The organism is Flagellimonas hymeniacidonis (assembly GCF_008040165.1).
Lineage (GTDB): Bacteria > Bacteroidota > Bacteroidia > Flavobacteriales > Flavobacteriaceae > Flagellimonas > Flagellimonas hymeniacidonis.
Genome location: NZ_VRUR01000001.1, coordinates 461,803 through 481,930 on the forward strand (window position 1 = coordinate 461,803; position 20,128 = coordinate 481,930).

The 20,128-nt window shown below is 37.7% G+C and carries 19 protein-coding genes; 12 read left to right on the forward strand and 7 right to left on the reverse strand.

From position 1 onward, the window contains the following. The first annotated feature begins 17 nt into the window (after positions 1-17). Both FVB32_RS02080 and hisC read left to right on the forward strand, forming a co-directional pair. A complete protein-coding gene (locus tag FVB32_RS02080; protein ID WP_147740932.1) occupies positions 18-929 on the forward strand; it encodes a flavin reductase family protein in 912 nt (303 codons plus the stop codon). Further along, positions 929-2,035, forward strand: coding sequence for a histidinol-phosphate transaminase (gene hisC / locus FVB32_RS02085; protein ID WP_147740933.1), 1,107 nt, complete (start codon positions 929-931; stop codon positions 2,033-2,035). Before FVB32_RS02080 ends, hisC begins: the two co-directional genes overlap by 1 nt. Before the next feature lie 32 nt (positions 2,036-2,067). On the opposite strand, the gene FVB32_RS02090 is transcribed toward hisC, so the two are convergent. Both FVB32_RS02090 and FVB32_RS02095 read right to left on the reverse strand, forming a co-directional pair. Continuing rightward, positions 2,068-2,574: a lipocalin family protein gene (locus FVB32_RS02090; RefSeq protein WP_147740934.1), complete on the reverse strand. Its 507-nt coding sequence runs from the start codon at positions 2,572-2,574 to the stop codon at positions 2,068-2,070. 73 nt (positions 2,575-2,647) lie between these two features. After that, positions 2,648-5,299 (reverse strand): DUF5916 domain-containing protein, encoded by a 2,652-nt coding sequence (locus FVB32_RS02095; protein WP_222707940.1) that lies wholly within the window; start codon positions 5,297-5,299, stop codon positions 2,648-2,650. 248 nt (positions 5,300-5,547) lie between these two features. Between FVB32_RS02095 and rplM the strand changes: the two genes are divergently transcribed. From rplM to tsf, 4 genes are all read left to right on the forward strand, one after another. Next, positions 5,548-6,003 (forward strand): 50S ribosomal protein L13, encoded by a 456-nt coding sequence (gene rplM / locus FVB32_RS02100; RefSeq protein ID WP_147740935.1) that lies wholly within the window; start codon positions 5,548-5,550, stop codon positions 6,001-6,003. Further along, positions 6,003-6,389 (forward strand): 30S ribosomal protein S9, encoded by a 387-nt coding sequence (gene rpsI / locus FVB32_RS02105; protein WP_147740936.1) that lies wholly within the window; start codon positions 6,003-6,005, stop codon positions 6,387-6,389. Before rplM ends, rpsI begins: the two co-directional genes overlap by 1 nt. A gap of 211 nt (positions 6,390-6,600) precedes the next feature. Further along, positions 6,601-7,743 carry a 30S ribosomal protein S2 gene (gene rpsB, locus FVB32_RS02110; RefSeq protein ID WP_147740937.1) on the forward strand — a complete coding sequence of 381 codons (1,143 nt, stop codon included), beginning with the start codon at positions 6,601-6,603 and terminating at the stop codon, positions 7,741-7,743. Between the two features lie 78 nt (positions 7,744-7,821). Continuing rightward, complete coding sequence (gene tsf / locus FVB32_RS02115) at positions 7,822-8,646, forward strand: translation elongation factor Ts (RefSeq protein WP_147740938.1); 825 nt, start codon at positions 7,822-7,824, stop codon at positions 8,644-8,646. A 74-nt stretch (positions 8,647-8,720) separates the two neighbouring features. Here the strand turns inward: tsf and FVB32_RS02120 are convergent, their stop codons facing one another. Genes FVB32_RS02120 through FVB32_RS02135 form a run of 4 tightly spaced genes read right to left on the reverse strand, consistent with a single transcriptional unit; the run spans position 8,721 to position 11,790 of the window. Continuing rightward, entirely contained in the window at positions 8,721-9,536 is an 816-nt protein-coding gene (locus FVB32_RS02120; RefSeq protein ID WP_187269477.1) for a DUF4097 family beta strand repeat-containing protein, read from the reverse strand. Between the two features lie 4 nt (positions 9,537-9,540). Continuing rightward, positions 9,541-10,404, reverse strand: coding sequence for a DUF4097 family beta strand repeat-containing protein (locus FVB32_RS02125; protein WP_147740940.1), 864 nt, complete (start codon positions 10,402-10,404; stop codon positions 9,541-9,543). Positions 10,405-10,463: 59 nt separating this feature from the next. Further along, on the reverse strand, positions 10,464-11,258 hold the full coding sequence (locus FVB32_RS02130) for a HEAT repeat domain-containing protein (RefSeq protein WP_147740941.1): 795 nt from the start codon (positions 11,256-11,258) through the stop codon (positions 10,464-10,466). 4 nt (positions 11,259-11,262) lie between these two features. Continuing rightward, positions 11,263-11,790: an RNA polymerase sigma factor gene (locus FVB32_RS02135; RefSeq protein ID WP_222707941.1), complete on the reverse strand. Its 528-nt coding sequence runs from the start codon at positions 11,788-11,790 to the stop codon at positions 11,263-11,265. Between the two features lie 191 nt (positions 11,791-11,981). Between FVB32_RS02135 and pyrH the strand changes: the two genes are divergently transcribed. From pyrH to FVB32_RS02165, 6 genes are all read left to right on the forward strand, one after another. Next, entirely contained in the window at positions 11,982-12,689 is a 708-nt protein-coding gene (gene pyrH / locus FVB32_RS02140; RefSeq protein ID WP_147740943.1) for a UMP kinase, read from the forward strand. A gap of 41 nt (positions 12,690-12,730) precedes the next feature. Beyond that, positions 12,731-13,285 (forward strand): ribosome recycling factor, encoded by a 555-nt coding sequence (frr, locus tag FVB32_RS02145; protein ID WP_147740944.1) that lies wholly within the window; start codon positions 12,731-12,733, stop codon positions 13,283-13,285. 76 nt (positions 13,286-13,361) lie between these two features. Continuing rightward, positions 13,362-15,758 carry an efflux RND transporter permease subunit gene (locus FVB32_RS02150; RefSeq protein WP_147740945.1) on the forward strand — a complete coding sequence of 799 codons (2,397 nt, stop codon included), beginning with the start codon at positions 13,362-13,364 and terminating at the stop codon, positions 15,756-15,758. A gap of 90 nt (positions 15,759-15,848) precedes the next feature. Further along, entirely contained in the window at positions 15,849-17,282 is a 1,434-nt protein-coding gene (gene asnS / locus FVB32_RS02155) for an asparagine--tRNA ligase (protein ID WP_147740946.1), read from the forward strand. A gap of 43 nt (positions 17,283-17,325) precedes the next feature. Next, positions 17,326-18,780, forward strand: a complete 1,455-nt coding sequence (rpoN, locus tag FVB32_RS02160; RefSeq protein WP_147740947.1) for an RNA polymerase factor sigma-54 — start codon at positions 17,326-17,328, stop codon at positions 18,778-18,780. Then, the gene (locus FVB32_RS02165) at positions 18,780-19,385 is read left to right on the forward strand and encodes a hypothetical protein (RefSeq protein ID WP_147740948.1); all 606 of its coding nucleotides are present in this window, start codon (positions 18,780-18,782) and stop codon (positions 19,383-19,385) included. Before rpoN ends, FVB32_RS02165 begins: the two co-directional genes overlap by 1 nt. Here the strand turns inward: FVB32_RS02165 and FVB32_RS02170 are convergent. Then, positions 19,380-20,084 (reverse strand): porin family protein, encoded by a 705-nt coding sequence (locus FVB32_RS02170; protein WP_147740949.1) that lies wholly within the window; start codon positions 20,082-20,084, stop codon positions 19,380-19,382. The two genes, FVB32_RS02165 and FVB32_RS02170, sit on opposite strands and share 6 nt — an antisense overlap. Positions 20,085-20,128: the final 44 nt, after the last annotated feature.

Genomic DNA, 20,128 nt, shown 5'->3' on the forward strand with positions numbered 1-20,128 from the left:
AAACAAAAGAAACATCAATGTCCATTATAAAAACTATAGACCCAACCGCTATTCCACAACCAGAATTGCATGCTTACCTGCTCTCTGCCGTGGCGCCAAGACCCATTTGCTTTGCAAGTACTATTGATAAGGAAGGGAATGTAAATTTAAGTCCGTTTAGTTTTTTTAATGTGTTTAGTTCTAATCCTCCGGTGATGATTTTCTCTCCTTCACGAAGTGGAAGGGACAACTCTTTAAAGCATTCACACCAAAACATAAAGGAGGTGCCGGAGGTGGTCATTAATATTGTGGACTACCCCATAGTTGAACAGATGTCACTGTCCAGCACAGCTTATGAAAAAGGGGTAAACGAGTTTATCAAATCCGGACTAACGGAGGTTCCTAGCGAAAAAGTAAAGCCACCTCGCGTTGCTGAGGCTCCAATTTCATTCGAATGTACAGTTGACCAAGTTATTGAACTTGCTGATACACCTGGTGCAGGAAACTTAATTTTAGCTAAGGTTGAACTCATCCATATCAATGAAAAATATATGGACGAAGAAGGAAAGTTAGATCCACTAAAATTAGATTTGGTAGGACGAATGGGCGGAAGCTGGTATACAAGAGCTAGTGGGACATCACTTTTTGAAATTCCAAAACCAATCCGAAGCAAAGGTATCGGTGTAGACCAACTACCCGAGGATATTAGAAACAGTACCGTTTTAACCGGAAATAATTTAGGGCGCTTGGGCAATCTTGAAAAGCTTCCAACTATTGAAGAGATCGACCAGCTTGCGAATGATGATGAAATACAGATGCTTTCTAAAAAACTAGACGGAAATCCTGGAAAACTTAAGCAAGAGCTGCACTGGTTGGCACAACAGGTTTTGAAGGACAACAACACAGAAAAAGCATTGGCCATACTCATGTATGCTAAAAACCTAGGTTAATGAGCAGTGGAATAGAATCTATTTTTAAATCTTATTTACAGCCCAAAAAAGCCTATGAAGGTGGAAAAGGCATTCCCGTAGATAGCAGTAAAAAAATCTACAAGCTTTCTTCCAATGAAAACCCTTTAGGGCAGTCGCCAAAGGCAACAAAAGCTTTGTTAGAAGCTGCACATCATGTTCATATTTATCCTGACCAAACGGACATTAGATTGCGAGAGGCTTTGGTTCAAGATTTTAATAATGAATTGACCAAAGATCAGTTTATTTGTGGCAATAGTGGTTCTGAGCTAATTGACATGATTCTGCGTGCTTTCATAAATGAAGGTGATGAAGTCATCTATTCCAACCCTTGTTTTTTGCCCTATTCGGTTTTTTCAAGATGGTATGGCGCTAAGCAAATTGATGTGCCATTACTAGACCCTGACTATTCTTTAGACATGGAAGGGATTTTAAACGCTATCACAGAAAAAACGAAGGTTATCTTTTTAACCAGCCCCAACAATCCAACGGGAACTTATATCCCAAAGGCTATTTTAGATAATTTCTTATCCAGAATCCCAAAAAACATTATCATTGTTTTTGATGAGGTCTATAGGCATTTTGCAGATGCCCAAGATTATGTTTCTGGTTTACCTTATGTAAAAGAAGGACATAACCTTATTGCTATTAATAGTTTTTCCAAAACCTATGGATTGGCAGGACTGAGGATTGGATATTGTTACACCACGGAGAAGATTGCCCAATACATTAGGCAAATCCACAAACCCTTTTTATTGCCACATACTTCCACAGAAGCAGCCATTGGGGCATTGAATGATTCAGAATTTATATCCGCCACAGTAAAAACCGTTCTGGTAGGTCGTAAGTTTCTCTCACAAGCTTTTGAAAGGCTTGGAATAAAGCACTGGCCAACCCAGGCCAACTTCTTTTTGATAGATCCTCCCCTACCCGAAGTTGAATTTGCAGATTTCTTGATGGGTCATGGGGTTATGGTAAGGCCCGTTTCACAATTTGGAGCTCCTGGAAAAGTGCGAATTACTATTGGCGACCAAGAATCGAATGAGGCTTTGGTGAACGTCTTGGAAAAAATAAAACCCCGTCTATAAGACGAGGTTTTTGCCATGGTGTTTTTTGTTTTTTACTGTCTGGTGAAAACTGCATCTGCTCCAGCATAATTGTTTTCATCTATATTTTCACCTGGAATTATAAGAGTAGTATTGTTTTCGATTATAATAGTGATGGTTTCTTCTTCCATATCACCATTTACAATGGTCAATTGATCTCCATCCAAAGACCAAGTTGAAGATTCCATATCACTTTCTGTAGGGCATGGTACGTCTAAACCTCCAGCACCTAAGTTGATTGATAAAAAATTTACCTTATTATCAGATGCTAAAGTACCATCTCCATTAAAAGTAAAGGTTACCAAATTACAATTTGTTCCTTGTAGAAATGCAATAATCTGCTTGGCAAAATTAAGGTCATCATTATTAACTGTATCATCTGTTCGAAGATCCGTTAGTACCCAAGTACCTACCAATTCACTTGTTTCACCATCCATTTCATCGTTATCATCGGTATTGTCTGTAGAACAGGAATAAATAAAGACTGTAGCCAAAAAAAGCAGTAGTATATTCTTCTTCATCACGTTGAGTTTGAGGGGTTTTGTTAGGAATAACGAAAAAACCTATCAAATAGTACCATTATCACGCGGTTTCCTAAAGAACGAATCTATACGTAGCTTTCAATAAGAAAATGTTTTGAGGCTTTTGTCCGAAGATATTGTCCCCTAGACTAGATAATAGCCCAGCTGATGGATCCCCATCTTGCGAAACATCTTGAGACCATACCAGAAAAATCTCTGACCCGGGAATATACTCCCACCGAATCACCAGATTGGAACGAAACTGCACGAACGAAAAATCAGGGTCATCAAAGCTAAAATCCTCTGTTCCATTTAAGCTTTCATCTATGGAATAGGTGTCATCTGCCAGAGAAACCTGATTGGCATTATACGTTATAAATCTATCATCGAAGCGCTCTGCGGTGGCGTCTGTTACATGTTTAAAACTAGAATACCTCCCTCTCGAGATAAAAGGTTGACCCCAATACTGAATGGTAAGGTTGGGGTTTATTGTATAGTTCAATCTAAATGACATACTTAAGGTGCGCTGCTTGATTTCTCCATTGAGATATCTAGGTGAACCGTTTACATCATCAAAATTATCAATGAATTGCAACTTATCATTATTAATCCTTACCGAGGGAAATGCAGAAATACGTATTGCGTTTATGGGTTGGTAAGTTACTCCAGCTTCCACAAAATAGGATCTGTACGAATTATCGACCGCCTTTTCTCCCCTGTGAAATACATTAAAACGAACCTTTTTACGGCTATCTGTTCTAATACTGTTCCAAAAACTGATTTCTGGTGACTGCCTCAATCTTGGTCCTCCTCTTAGCGCAAAATTGGAATATTGAATGGGTGCGTAGTTAAATCCAAAGTTTGAAAACCAATTGTTTTTCCAGTTTTGCCAGCTATTGGTGTTAAATCGCAAGCTATTATGGTTGCCATTAAAATCCCACGCACTCCAATGATTATAGTTTATCCCGACTCTTCTAAACGTACTATCAGGTTTTAAGGTCTGGTATCCAATCCATGTATAGTGGCGAATATCATCTGCTTGTCTTTGAAAACCAAGATCATTCAGTTCCAATTCCGGGGATCTCCATGTACCTCCTGATTCAAATTTCCAGTGGCCATTACCCACTTTCCCAATTTGAATGTTCCCTCCACTACCAGTTAAAGACGTTCTTGTAGAATCCAGTTCTACATGATCGGCATCTACCCTTTGAAATAAGTGGGCAATAGATTCTTGGGTGTTCTTTATGGCCTCTTCACTTCCATTTACACGACTTAAAATGAGATTTCCTTCAACATACCAATCTCTATTATTCCATTGATGTTTAAAATCAATCCCTCCCGTATAGGCAGATTTATGCAAAAAATCTAACTGTTCAGTTAAATTATCTCTATTGGACGCGGTAAAAATGGCTCCCAGATAAGAATTTCTGTCATTAAAGTCTTTTTGAACCCTCCCCACAAAATAATTGGTCAATGGTTCCACCATTTCTCTTCGTCTGTCACCATTCTCTCCGCTAATAGTAGCATATCGTTTTGCGGTAACACTTTCCAGTACACCCAGGGCCCAACCATCTTTTGTTTTACCACTAAATTTGGCCGCACCAATTATAGGTGTATTATCTGGTTGGTTCACAAACTCTTCATCTTCGGTATCTGGAGATCCTTGTGGGCTACGACCAATACGTCTGGAATAGAAAACATTATCAAAACCAAATGTATTTCCAGCTTCGGATTGTGAAACCCTGAAATCGAAAATGTTCTTGTTTTCGACAAAGAATGGTCGTTGCTCCCTAAAGAAAATCTGAAAACCGTCTAGAGCAATCGCTGATGGATCTGCTTCTACTTGACCAAAATCTGGATTTACGGTTAAATCCAGGGTCAAATCATTGGTAACCCCAATCTTGGCATCAAGTCCTACTGTGATATCACTTTCGCTGCCATCCCTAAAAGGGTTGCCTTCCTCTGCCTCATAGGTTTCTCCGCTGGTTACAGTATAGGGTTGAATTTCCAGTTGTTTTTGAGGTTCTATATTCTTAAGTCCGTGAAGTTCCCCAAACTCGCTTACCCACCCTGGTGTATCAACAGGTTTTCGCTGCCAAAGTGAACGTTCTTCTGCTCTAAAAAACCTTCGTGTCGATTGCAACCCCCAAACTTGATTCTCCTCACCTCCAAATTTTAATTGGCTTAATGGAATTTTCAATTCAGCTGTCCAACCTTCTTCGTCTACATTGGTTTTGGTGTACCAAATAGGGTTCCAACTACCATCCCAGTTATTCCCATTGTTAGAAACGAACTCATCCCCTTTCACACCTGCCACTGTTGCGGTAAAGGAAAATGCCGTTCGTTTGTCGTGGTAGCTGTCTATATTAAATTCGACCCAATCCCCTTCAAAGCCATCTCTACGGGATAGTCTTTTTACAATTTTATCAGGTTCAGCATCATAGCATCGTACTCCTATATATAGGTTCTTGCTATCGTAAACTATTTTGAATTTGGTCTGATAACTTGGTGGCGTGTTTTCATCTGGTTGGAACTCCACATAATCCCCAGCCCAATCTACAAGATTCCATGCTTCATCATTCAACAAGCCATCCACCACAGGTGGTGCATCTTGTTCTACGGGTTTGGTAACATAAATCTTTTTTGGAACGACTAAGGTAGAATCCTGGGCTTGTACATAAATAGAAATGAAAGGCAGCGTGAAGAGAATGATGAATTTTTTCACTTGATTGGTTTTTTGATTAGATGGGTTGTACTAAAGACCTAAGAAAAGTATAACAGTTACAGTCTTGCAGCGTTTTATACCTTTTTTAACATAAAAATGGCGTTAAAAAGGGTGCTTTCTTTTGGTAAATACTTATTGATGGAAAAACTAAAAAATATTCCCAACCAACCATTTGTTATTCAATCTAATAATTGTACATTTGCAGCCCGTTTATCGGGATAGGTTTTTAAATCAATAATATTCTAGAAGTGGATACATTAAGTTATAAGACTATTTCTGCCAATAAAGCAACCGTTGACAAACAATGGTTATTGGTTGATGCTGAAGGAGAAACATTAGGTAGATTGGCGTCAAAAGTAGCCAAATTGCTTAGAGGAAAACATAAGACCAATTTTACCCCTCATGTAGATTGTGGTGATAACGTAATCGTTATTAACGCAGAGAAAATTACCCTGAGCGGGAACAAATGGGATGACAAAACATATTTAAGATATACGGGTTATCCGGGTGGACAGCGTTCTACCACTGCTAAGGAATTATTGGACAAACACCCTGAGCGAATCATTGAAAAATCCGTAAAAGGAATGCTTCCTAAGAATAAATTAGGAGCTGAATTGTTCAGAAACCTGAAAGTATATGTTGGCGCAGAGCATGGTCAAGAAGCTCAAAAACCAAAAGCAATAAACTTAAACGACTACAAATAATGGAAGTGGTTCATAAGATTGGTAGAAGAAAAACTGCCGTAGCAAGAGTTTATGTTTCTGAAGGAAAAGGAAACATTACTGTAAACAAAAAAGACTTAAAGGATTATTTTACAACTGCTACATTACAATACAAGGTAAAGCAACCTTTTGCATTAACCAATACAGAAGATACATATGATGTAAAGGTGAATGTATATGGAGGTGGAATTACAGGTCAGGCAGAAGCTGTTCGTTTGGCATTGTCAAGGGTAATGTGCGAAATTGATGAAGAGAACAGACTAGCGCTTAAACCTGAAGGATTGTTGACCAGAGACCCAAGAATGGTGGAGCGTAAGAAATTTGGTCAGAAAAAAGCCCGTAAGAAATTCCAGTTCTCTAAACGTTAATTATTTAAGTGCTTTTGCACTAGATTATATAAGTTCATTGAAAACCCTGAAGCATTTCAGGGTTATATTTTTAACCAAGTTGTCGTTGTTCCAAAGAGCAAAAAATCGACTTTTTGGAATTTAGTTTAGCATCTAAATGGATAGGGCGAACATTTTTTGTGACCACCAATTCATTGCTAATACAACGGAACGTAAACTAATTACAAAAAAAATGGCAAGTAAAATTGAAGTCAAAGACTTACTAGAAGCAGGTGTGCATTTTGGACACCTAACAAGAAAGTGGAACCCAAACATGTCTCCTTATATCTACATGGAGCGTAACGGAATCCACGTTATCAATCTCTACAAAACTGTAGCAAAAATTGAGGAAGCCAATGAGGCCCTTAAAAAAATTGCTGCATCCGGTAGAAAAATTCTTTTTGTAGCTACAAAAAAACAAGCAAAGGATATTGTTGCAGAAAAAGTATCCAATGTAAACATGCCCTATATCACAGAAAGATGGCCAGGTGGTATGTTGACCAACTTTGTTACCATTCGTAAGGCAGTTAAGAAAATGGCTGCTATTGACAGAATGAAAAAAGACGGTACATTCAACACCCTTTCTAAAAAAGAAAGACTACAGGTTGACCGTTTAAGAGCAAAATTGGAAAAGAACTTGGGTTCTATCTCTGAGATGACTCGTTTACCAGGTGCAATCTTTATAGTTGACACCATGCGTGAGCACATCGCGGTAAAAGAAGCTCAAAAATTGAACATTCCAATTTTTGCAATGGTCGATACCAATTCTGATCCAAGACCAATAGATTTTGTGATTCCTGCAAACGATGATGCTGGAAAATCTATTGAAGCTATTATGACTGAGGTTACCAAAGCGGTTGCTGAAGGTTTAGCAGAACGCAAAAACGATAAGCAGCAGGATGAAAAACCAGCTGCAACAAAGGAAAAAACTGTAGCTGAAGAAAAAGCTCCAGTAGAAGCGAAGAAAGAAGAAGTTAAGGAAGAAAAAGCACCTGTGGCAAAAGAAAAAGCCGAACCAGTTGCTGAGAAAAAAGCTGAAGCCAAAGAGGAGTCTAAAGCTAAGAAAACCGCTGCTAAAGCAAAAGCTGATGACCTTACCAAAATTGAAGGTGCTGGACCAAAAGCCGCAGAAGCTTTAGTGAATAGTGGTATAGATACCTTTGCAAAACTTGCAAAAGCTGACCCGGAGAAAATCAAGGAAATTTTGACCGAAGCTAGTTCAAGAATGGCTCATTTAGACCCAGCAACTTGGCCAAAACAGGCAAAAATGGCCGCTGATGGTAAATGGGATGAGTTAAAAGAATGGCAAGACAACGCCAAAGGTGGCGTTGAATAGGCAAACCTAATTTAACATTGACTAAAACAAAACACCTAAGTAGTGTTTTACTTTACATAATTTTTAAATAGAGAAAAAATGGCAAAGATTACCGCCGCAGAAGTAAATAAATTAAGAAAGACCACCGGAGCTGGAATGATGGATTGCAAAAATGCTTTGGTTGAAGCTGATGGTGATTTTGAAAAAGCGATAGAAATCCTTAGAAAAAAAGGACAGAAAGTAGCTGCAAAAAGAGCTGATAGGGATTCTTCTGAAGGTGCTGCTATTGCAAAAGTAAATACAGCCAATTCAAGCGGAGTGATTATTTCTTTAAATTGCGAAACTGATTTTGTTGCTAAAAACGAGACCTTTGTAACACTTGCCAATGATTTGGCCGACCTTGCTTTAGGTTTTGACAATAAAGACGCTTTCATGGACGCATCGTTCAATGGAATGACTGTTGCCGAAAAGCTGACAGAGCAAACTGGTGTAATTGGTGAGAAAATAGAAATAGGAAGTTTTGAGAAATTGAACGCTCCTTTTGTAGGCTCTTACATCCATGCAGGTAACAAAATAGCAACTTTGGTTGGTTTATCCGCAGCTGTTGATGGCGCTGCAGGCGCTGCCAAAGATGTCGCTATGCAAGCCGCTGCCATGAATCCGGTTGCATTGAATGAGGAAGGTGTAGATCAATCCATAATAGATAAGGAAATTGAAATTGCCAAAGATCAATTGCGTCAAGAAGGAAAGCCAGAAGCAATGTTGGAAAATATTGCAAAAGGGAAATTGAAAAGATTCTTCAAGGACAATACTCTGGTAAATCAAACCTTTATAAAAGATAACAAACAAAGTGTTGCTCAATATGTAAAATCTGTAGACTCCAGCTTGGAAGTAACTGGATTTTCAAGAGTAGCATTAGGATAGTTACCTTAATATATTATCAAACAAAAAGCCCGCTTCTTTAAAGAAGCGGGCTTTTTGTTTATAGGCTATTTTTGCTATTTAGATTTTATAAGAATATCTCCATTAAACGTTTTGAAAAGCATTTCCGGACCTCCTCCATTAATAGTGCCCCTTACCCACTGCTCTATCTTTACTTTATAAGTTCCAGAGCCATTATTCTTATTCACTTCAGGCTTATTACTGGAAACTTGCATATCAAAATCCGTAAAAATATCCCCCATGTCCGATTTTGCCTTAATATTGGCTTTAAGAGAGCTAGGGAAAGTAATATCCACATTTCCATTTAAACTGCTAAAAGCCATATTTGCATCTTTTGTAATACTGTCAAAGTAAACCTTGATATCTCCATTTACCGTATCCGTGGATGCCGAACCACTTACAGATTCCAAAGTAATTTTACCATTGACATTACTTATCTCCATTTCTCCATTAACACCTTTTACAGAGATGTTACCATCATTTACGGTAGACAATTTGAGCGAAAAATTCTTGGGAACCTTCACATCAAGATTGGTTACTTTGTTCCATTGTTCATTTATTACATGGACTACATTGTTTTTTTCCTCTGCCCCAATATTCAATGAAGAACTTTTAACTCTCTTAAGGCCATCTCTTTGATCATCATCCTTAAAATGAACTTTATTACTTCCAAAAGAAGCTTTAATCACTACTTCAGCGCCTTCGTAGCCCTCAACATGTATTGATCCAGAAATTTGGTCAATCACCAATTTTCCAGGATTTCCAGGATTACTTAATGGCACCGAAAATAAATTGATACTCTTCTCTTGCCCTGTTAAGCTTACTGTAACAAAGGCAATAATTGCCATACTGATTAGTCTAATATTCTTCATGACTTTATATTTTTTTGATGAATACATTCCCGTTTAGCGTCTCAAAATCAAAATCCACTTGGCCATTTCCTATTTGGACCACCGGCTTAGCTTCGTATCTATATTTTGTCTGATTCTCATCTGTCGTTTTTTTGTTGGTCTTCATATACTGCTTGTTGATATCAAAATCTGTAAATAGTTCCCCATTCATACTTTTAAAAGAAATATTTGCAGATAATGCCTTTTGATATGAAATATTGATGTCTCCATTTAAAGAGTAATATTCAGATGCACTGGTGGGGTTATTGGCATAGGTGATCGTTACAGGTCCATTTATACAATTCACATTCGTTTTTCCTGTAATATTGGAAAGTGTAATTCCTCCGTTTATGTTTTCTGCTTTTACTGAATTACCCGAAGTATTCTCAACAAGAATCTCCCCGTCGTTCACCGTACCAACCACAATTTGAAAAGTATTGGGAACTTTTACCTTAATATTTAATTTATGACCATAGGATGGTTCATCGTAATTATTACACCAATTGTATCTCAAATTCGTTTTATCAAATTGAATATAAGGTGCATCTGGATGTATAATCACCCTGTTTCCCTCTTGAAAAATCTTAACCTTAAGTTCTTCTTTACCCAACTCCAAGTTCTCATTGGTATCTGCAGTTATGGTCTTTTCCACTTCTATAAACACCTTATCTCCATTGTACCCCTGCACAGATACAGAACCGAAAACATTTTTTACAACCAAACCGTTTTCCGCTGTATTAGAAAGTTGGATTTCTTTTTTAATCTGTTCGGTAAATTTCTTTTGCTGTGCTTTTGTCGTTTGTATCCCTATGATCAAGGAAAGACATGCTACTAAAACTAATTGCTTCATTGTTTTAAATTTAACTGTTCGTGATTTGATTTATCCTTAAAGGATGATTGATAAATAAACTAGATTATTGATTCTATAGAGTTTTTAATCTTCTTCTGCACCGTGGTATCCAATTCTTTTTCCTTTAGCAATTGCTTGAAGGGTTCAATCGATGCTTTTTCTTGTAATGCTACCATTAAATTGGCCAGGGTTACCTGTAAAATTGGAGACTCTTGATTTGGAATGGACTGAACCAAACCTTGCCTTACAAGAGGGTCATTTACATAATTGGTCAAAGACTCAATAGCGGCTAGGCGTACATTCACATTAGAATCATTATTCAATGTTTGCAACAACGCCTTAATGACCATTTCGTCCACATTTTCAAATTTATTCGCCTCGCTTACACCTTGTAATCGCTGATTTGCAGATGGTTGCTCTAAAAGTGTCAGCACTAATCTTTGTCTCACCTCTGCCGTAGCTTCGTTAGAGACCACAACACCTTCTCCATCTATAGAGGTGTCAGAATTTACATAATATCCTATGGCCAGCCCTATTCCCAATAATAAAATTCCATAGGCAAACTGGGGCTTAAAAAGTCTGGTGAGCTTTTCCAAAAAAGTACCTTCAACCGTTTCTTTATTTGTTTTATCGATTTCATTGGAAAGCATCTCAAAAAAAGCCTCATCCATTTTTGATGAAGGCTCTGGAGAATTCATAGCGCCTATCTTTTTCCAAGTATCCCCCAATTCGTTATATTTCTTTTGGTATTCATCGTTCTCTTCAAGAAACTTCTTAAAACCGCTCTGTTCATCCTCAGACATACCTCCTGACATAAAATCCATTGCCTGTGACTCAAACATCTCTTTATCCATCCTGCTATCTAATTTCTAATTGTGAAAAAATTGTCCTTAACTCCTTTATCGCTCGGTGTACCCTCACCTTAGCTGCTCCCTCGGTGCATCCAAAAATTTCGGCAATTTCCGCAAACTTCATCTCTCTGTACTTGCTCAGCACCAATAGTTCTCTTTTCTCGTCTGATAGCATCGCAAGTGCCTTTTTCAACAAATCCCTATTGCCTTCCATTTCCTCATCTTCGTTTAACAGATCCTCGGTTTCAGACTTTACATCTTCAGGTGAAACACCATGGGAAATCTGTTGTTTCGCAACCTTTTTGTGGTAATCGTAATTTACATTTCTTGCCATTCTATACATCCATGCGGCAAACAAACCATCACCCACATATGATTGTCTATACTTTAAAATCCGAACGAACACATTTTGAACCAAATCTTCACTCACCGATGGGTTATTTCCCAAATTATAAAAGAACCCAAACAATCTTTTCTTATGTCGCTCATACAGCAATCCCAACTTATCCAAGTCTCCATTTTTTACTTTGAGCATTAGGCTATTATCGGTTAGGTCTTGCAATCTGGATTCGTTTTTATGGCTTGTTGAAGGGTATACTTTGGTTTTTTAAAAAGGTTACAGAATGTATAACTTTTTTGTTCATTTTATTGTTGAATGATCTATTTTTCCTGTGGTAAGTCATAAATAATTTTGATTATTTTTGTCCGGACTTCAACATATCCTAAATGCAATACAAAAGAATTCTTTTAAAATTAAGTGGTGAAGCCTTAATGGGCGAACAACAGTATGGTATAGACCCTCAGCGTTTATCAGAATATGCCGAGGATATAAAAGCGGTAATTGCCAAAGGAGTTGAAGTTGCCATTGTTATTGGAGGTGGTAATATTTTTAGAGGGCTTTCTGGTGCTAGCCAAGGAATGGATCGTGTTCAAGGAGACCATATGGGAATGCTTGCAACGGTGATTAATGGTCTTGCGCTACAAAGCGCTTTGGAACTTCAAGGTGTGGAAACACGACTTCAATCTGCCATCAAAATTAATGAGGTAGCCGAACCTTTTATTAGAAGACGAGCTATACGCCATTTAGAAAAAGGCAGGGTGGTCATTTTTGGCGGGGGTACCGGAAATCCATATTTTACCACAGATTCAGCTGCTGTTTTAAGAGCAATTGAAATAAAAGCGGATGTTATTCTAAAAGGCACTAGAGTAGACGGTATATATACTTCAGACCCTGAAAAAGATAAAACCGCTACCAAATTTGATAGTATCTCTTTTAACGATGTACTTTCAAAAGGATTAAAAGTGATGGATACCACCGCTTTTACCCTTAGTCAAGAAAACGAATTGCCTATTGTGGTTTTTGATATGAACACACGAGGTAATCTAATGAAATTAGTTTGTGGTGAAAATATTGGAACAGTGGTCAACATTTAAATTGGCATGCACTTTGATTCCAAGTATTAAAATTTAATCTTATGAACGAAGAAGTAACATTTATTCTGGATAGTACAAAAGAAAGTATGGATGGCAGCATTTCCCATTTGGAAAAAGCTTTGGTCAAAATTCGTGCTGGAAAAGCAAGTCCTGTAATGTTATCAACGGTTATGGTAGAGTATTACGGCTCGGTTACTCCGCTATCACAGGTATCCAATATAAACACTCCAGATGCCAGAACCATTTCCGTTCAACCTTGGGAAAAAAGCATTCTTCCAGATATAGAAACTGCTATTACAAATTCCAATTTAGGTTTTAATCCTATGAATAATGGGGAAATGATTATCATTAACGTTCCACCATTAACAGAAGAAAGAAGGATACAACTGGTTAAACAAGCAAAATCTGAAGCTGAAGATGCGAAGGTGAGCATAAGAAGTGCCAGACAAGAGGCCAATAAGGAACTAAAAGCACTGGACATTTCCGAAGATCTACAAAAGAATGCTGAACTAGATGTGCAGGAACTTACTGATACTTACAGTAAGAAAGTAGATGCGATTCTTGACGTTAAGGAAACTGAAATAATGAAGGTTTAATTCTTATCGATTTACCCTTTGCATTCTTTAGGAACACAACCAATCATTTTCTACCTTTGCGCCCAATAAAACCCATATGGTAGCTAAGCTTACTAAAGGATTTTGGCCAAAAACAGCTCGTATAATCCTTAGAAACAGGATTCTTATTCTTATTGGAGTTGCGGCCTTCACCGTATTTTTGGCTCTTCAGTGGAAAAACATGCAGTTTTCCAATACCGAAGCGAACATTCTCCCAGACGATCACCCCGCTACCGTTCAATACAATGCCTTTAAAAACATTTTTGGAGAAGAAGGAAACGCGATAGTATTTGCTATCCGGGATTCTTCGCTTTTTACTCCTAGCAAGTTCAACAGATGGAACAAATTAAGCAAGCAACTTGAAGCTTTTCCAGAGATTGACTTTGTAGTATCTACAGACAACCTAAAAGTTTTGGTCAAGGATAATGACAAACAAGAGTTTGTTATGGAAACCTTTATCAAAAGTCCTGCAAAAACAAAGGCAGAAGTGGATGAGCTCAAAAATCATCTGTTTGAAAAATTACCGTTTTACGATAATTTGATTTACAATTCGGAAAGTGGGACCATCCAAACCATAGCGTATTTGGACAAGGATATTATGAACACTGCGGTTCGTAACGAATTTATCCTTAATGACCTTGCAGATCTTATTAAGAACTTCGAAGAAGAGACCAATCTAGATGTTCGGGTGTCGGGCATGCCATACATTCGTACGTGGAATACAAAGTCCATTGTAGATGAAATCGGAATCTTTATTGCAGCTGCTTTATTGGTGACTTCCATCATTTTCTTTTTCTTCTTTAGAAGCTTTAGGGCTACCCTTATTTCAATGTGCGTGGTAATCATTGGAGTAATGTGGGCTTTTGGAATTTTAGGCCTTTTCAAATATGAAATTACCATCCTAACAGCCCTCATTCCCCCGTTGATTATTGTAATTGGGATTCCCAACTGTATTTTCTTGATCAACAAATATCAACAAGAAGTCAAAAAGCACGGAAATCAGGCTTTATCCTTACAACGTGTTATTTCCAAAATTGGAAATGCCACCCTAATGACCAATATTACCACAGCTTCGGGGTTTGCTACTTTCATTATTCTCGATAGTGATTTGCTTAAGGAATTTGGCATCGTGGCTTCCATCAATATCATTGGGATTTTTATTCTATCACTGTTGATAATCCCTATCCTTTACAGTTTTATGCCGCTTCCCAAAGACAAACATCTAAAACATCTTAATAAGAAGTGGATAGACTTTTTTGTTGATTGGATGGAACGGATGGTAAGGCACCATAGAATAGGCGTGTATATCACTTCAGTAATTGTCCTAATTTTAAGTATCATAGGTATTTATCAAATACAAATCACTGGTAGTAGAATTGAAGATTTACCCAAAAACACACACTATTTTAAGGACATTCGGTTTTTTGAAGAGGAATTCGATGGGATTATGCCCATGGAAATTGTAGTAGACACCAAACGCAAAAATGGAGCCATAAAACCAGCTACTTTAAAGCGAATGGACCAGCTAGGAACCGTGATAGAAGAGACTTCAGAACTCTCAAAGCCAGTCTCATTAGTAAATTTGATAAAGTATTCCAAACAGGCCTTTTATAATGGGATACCAAAATATTATCAACTGCCTACATCCCAAGAAAACACCTTTATCATGGATGTGGCAAGAAAATCATCCAGCGATGGAAATCTTTTAGAGAGCTTTGTTGACAGCACAGGACAGACAGCGCGCATAACAACCTTTATGCGTGATGTAAAAATTGACCGAATGGAGGAAATTGAGCAAGATATGCTACAATCCATATCTAAATTCTTCCCTTCTGAACGATACAATGTCTTCATGACAGGAAAAGCATTGCTATTTCTAAAAGGTACCAAATATTTGGTCAAAAACCTTTTGCTATCCCTAGCATTGGCTATCGGTTTGATTTCCTTGTTTATGGCTTATTTGTTCCGGTCTTTTAGGATGATTATCATTTCTCTGGTACCAAACTTGTTACCCTTGGTCATTACCGCAGGGTTAATGGGATACCTCGGTGTTCCCATAAAACCATCTACAATTCTTGTTTTTAGTATTGCTTTTGGAATATCAGTGGACGATACCATCCACTTTTTGGCAAAATACCGGCAGGAACTAGCAGCCAATCGTTGGCAAATAAAGAAATCCGTTTATGCGGCACTACGTGAAACTGGCGTAAGCATGTTCTACACTTCCATAGTGCTCTTCTTTGGTTTTTCCGTTTTTATCATTTCAAGTTTTGGCGGTACTAAAGCTTTGGGAGGATTGGTCTCCGCTACCTTACTATTTGCTATGCTGGCAAATCTGATTTTATTACCCTCACTACTTTTATCTTTAGAAAGAAGTATTGCCAACAAAGAAGTACTTAAAAAGCCACAAATCGATATTTTACCCAAAGACGAGGTTAATCTCAATGATAAATAAGGGGTTGAAATCCCTATAAATATACCCGTTCCATTGCTATCGTTTTTGACCAAAAACCTATCTTTACCGCTTAATTTACGATAGCCTGAAATGAATTCTTATTCTATTAAAGAACTGCTCAGTACGCAGCCGATTGGAGATGCCGTTGAAATAAACGGATGGGTAAAAACATTTAGAAGCAACAGATTTATCGCTTTAAATGATGGGTCAACCATTCATAACCTGCAATGCGTTGTCGATTTTGAAAATTTTGACGAAACCTTACTCAAACAAATTTCTACTGGAGCAGCATTAAAAATCTCAGGAACTCTTGTTGAAAGCCAAGGAAGGGGACAAAGTGTAGAGATTCAGGCAAATGCTGTTTTTGTGCATGGAACAGCAGATCCAGAAACCTATCCCATCCAACCCAAAAAACATTCTTTGGAGTTTTTACGGGAGAAGGCGCATCTTAGGGTGCGTACAAATACTTTTTCAGCAGTAATGAGAGTTCGTTCTGCGCTTTCATTTGCAATCCATAGTTATTTTCAGCAGAATGGCTTCTACTATATGCATGCTCCCATTGTTACTGGTTCCGATGCCGAAGGAGCGGGTGAAATGTTTCGGGTAAGTACTTTAGACCCAAAAAATCCTCCACTAAATGAGCAGGGAGAAGTAGATTACACACAAGATTTTTTTGGTAAAGAGACCAATCTTACCGTATCTGGTCAGTTAGAAGCAGAAACTTATGCCATGGGCTTGGGCAAGGTATACACTTTTGGCCCAACTTTTAGAGCTGAAAACTCCAATACTTCCAGACATTTGGCAGAATTTTGGATGATTGAGCCCGAAATGGCTTTTTATGACTTGGATGCCAATATGGATCTATCCGAAGACTTTATCAAATGGATTTTGAAGTATGTATTGGACAACTGCCAGGATGATCTGGAGTTTTTAGAAAAACGCCTTTTGGATGAAGAAAAATCCAAACCTCAAAATGAACGCTCAGAAATGCCGTTGATTGAAAAACTCAAGTTTGTAGTAGAAAACAATTTTAAAAGAGTATCCTATACCGAAGCAATCGATATTTTAAAAAATAGTAAGCCCAATAAAAAGAAAAAGTTTCAATTCCCAATAGATGAATGGGGTGCAGATTTGCAAAGTGAGCATGAACGCTTCTTGGTAGAAAAACATTTTAAATGCCCAGTTATTCTTTTTGATTACCCAGCAAATATCAAAGCATTTTATATGCGATTGAACGAGGACGAAAAGACCGTTCGTGCCATGGACGTTTTATTCCCCGGAATTGGAGAAATTGTTGGAGGTTCCCAACGTGAAGAGCGTTTAGATGTGCTTCAGCAAAAAATAAAAGAACTAAATATTGACGAAAAAGAACTTTGGTGGTATTTAGACTTAAGAAGATTTGGTACCGCAGTGCACAGTGGATTTGGGCTTGGTTTTGAGCGTATGGTACAGTTTGCAACGGGAATGGGCAATATCAGAGATGTAATTCCTTATCCACGCACACCTCAGAATGCAGAGTTTTAATTTGAATTCTTAAATTTATAAAGCAGGTCGATTATAAATCCTTATGCTAAAACAACATTTACAGTTTAAGCTTTCCCAGAAACTGTCTCCGCAGCAGATACAGCTCATGAAGCTAATTCAATTGCCCACCCAGGCTTTTGAACAACGCTTAAAACAAGAACTTGAGGAAAATCCTGCATTGGAAAGTGGCAAAGAAGAAAGCAATACGCTAGATGATGCCTATGAGGATTCATATGAGGATACGGATAGTGAAACCATTACTGCGGATGAAATCAATATTGATGATTACCTAAGTGATGATGAAGTTCCCGATTATAGAACACAGACCAGCAACTATAGTGTTGATGATGATGAAAAAAGTGTTCCATATGCTTCAGGAACCTCTTTTAACCAACATCTGATCAATCAACTCAATACCGCTTATTTGGATGATGAAGAATGGGCAATAGCCGAATTTTTGGTAGGCAGTGTGGATGAGAGTGGCTATATCCGTAGACCTTTGCCAGACATTATGGATGATTTGGCCTTTACGCAAAACATTTATGTAGAAGAGGACAAAATTGAAAGCGTTCTTAAAACCGTTCAGGAACTGGACCCCCCAGGTGTTGGCGCAAGATCTTTAAGCGAGTGCCTAACGTTGCAATTAAAACGAAAGGAGAAAACTCCTTCGATAGATTTAGCTATTTCAATATTGGATAAATCATTTGATCAGTTTTCTAAAAAACACTATTCCAAGTTGCTCCAAAAACATCACATTAGTGAAGATGAGCTTAAAAGTGCAATTTCGGAGATAGAAAAACTAAATCCTAAACCGGGTGGGTCATATGCGGGCAATACTAGGATTATTGAACACATTGTTCCTGATTTCTCCATCAAAATTGTTGAAGGACAACTGGAACTTACCTTGAATGGGAGAAATGCACCCGAACTCCACGTTTCCCGTGATTACAGCAATATGCTTGAGGGGTATAAAAACGCCAAAGAAAAATCAAAATCCCAAAAAGACACTGTGCTCTTTATCAAACAAAAACTTGATGCTGCTAAATGGTTTATTGATGCTATAAAACAACGTCAACAAACCTTGTATGTTACCATGAGCACCATAATGAATTACCAACGGGATTATTTTTTAAGTGGGGATGAAAGAAAGCTCCGCCCCATGATCTTAAAAGATATTGCTGACCAAATTAACATGGATGTATCAACCGTTTCAAGGGTTGCAAACAGCAAATATGTAGATACACCCTATGGCACCAAACTGATTAAGGAATATTTTTCCGAATCCATGAAAAATGAGCAAGGAGAAGATGTTTCTACTAAGGAAATAAAAAAGATACTGGAAACTGTAATTGGCGAAGAGGAAAAGAAAAAGCCATTGACAGATGATAAGTTGGCGAAAATCCTGAAAGAACGCGGATACCCCATAGCAAGAAGAACTGTTGCTAAATACAGAGAGCAGTTGGGCATTCCCGTAGCTAGGTTAAGAAAGCAAATTTAATGTGCCATCTCCTTAATATTGTCTCCTATATTTTTCATCCACTATTTGTGCCCATTGGAGGCACTGTTATTTATTTTTTGGTAACTCCAAAATATAGCTCACTTGAGGTGCAAAGCGGAAACATTCTGCCAATTTTCATTCTTACCGTAATCATCCCGATTATCTTCTTCCTGATTCTTAAAAACCTTGGTGTCATCAATTCAATTTTTCTACCAACGGTTAAGGAGCGCAAATATCCACTGTACATTAGCTGTATTTTGCTGTTGATGATTCTGTACAAAGTAATTCCCAACAACTATATACATGAGTTGTTTTATTTTTTCACGGGCCTTTTAACGGCAACGGGAGCCGCATTGATTCTCCTTTTCTTAAGATTTAAAACCAGTATTCATTTATTGGGTATGGGTAGCCTTTTAATGTTCATGATAGGATTGAGCATCCATTTTGAGACAAACATTACCTTGGCCATTAGTGTTTTCACTTTGTTGACAGGACTTGTTGCTACATCTAGATTATATCTTAAAGCGCATAGCAAATCGGAACTATTAATTGGGTTTCTTATTGGGTTATGCTCCCAATTAATAATTTTAAAATATTGGTTATAGAATATAAAAGATAACTCCAATTCGAAGCACACGAATATCAATAGGAGTCCCGTTTTCTAAAGTAAGTCGGTCTTCCAGCAAAGGGTTTAAACTATAATACGCGTGAATATTCCAGGTATTGTAACCAAAATTTAAGAGTAGGCCATATTGGAATTTTTGGATATCACCGTTTGAAAATCCTGTTGTTTCTGAATCAGTTACCAATTTTGACCTTCCTGAAAACACATATCCCAGTTTAGCACCCGCATAAATTCGCCAAAATTTATACTCTTCAAGTGTAGAAGTTCGCCACCTTAGCTCAATGGGCATTTCTATGGCGTGTGTTTCAAACTTGCTTCTTTTAAACTCATCAGAGGTTGAAATTTCATAAATAACATTATCTCCAACTTCACTTGCTTCAATGTTGTGATAATAAGAATTTGTAGCATATCCCAAACCTATTCCTAAACCAAAATTTCTCCTCTTATTAAATGGAATATCCTTAATAAAACCGCCCTGCAGATTATAAGACAGACTCCTTTGACTTACATCCATGGGTCTATCCACTAAAAAATTAAATCCTAAGCCAATGTAGAATTGATCTTCCAAATATTTTGAAGTGACGCCAACATTATCCTCTACTTGGGCGTTTACAAGGTATGAGGAGACTAAAAACGTAAAAACACTTAACCCTTTAATTAGAAAACGTGTTACTTTCATACTAAGCATTACTAAACAAAAAACGCTCCAAATTATAAATTTGG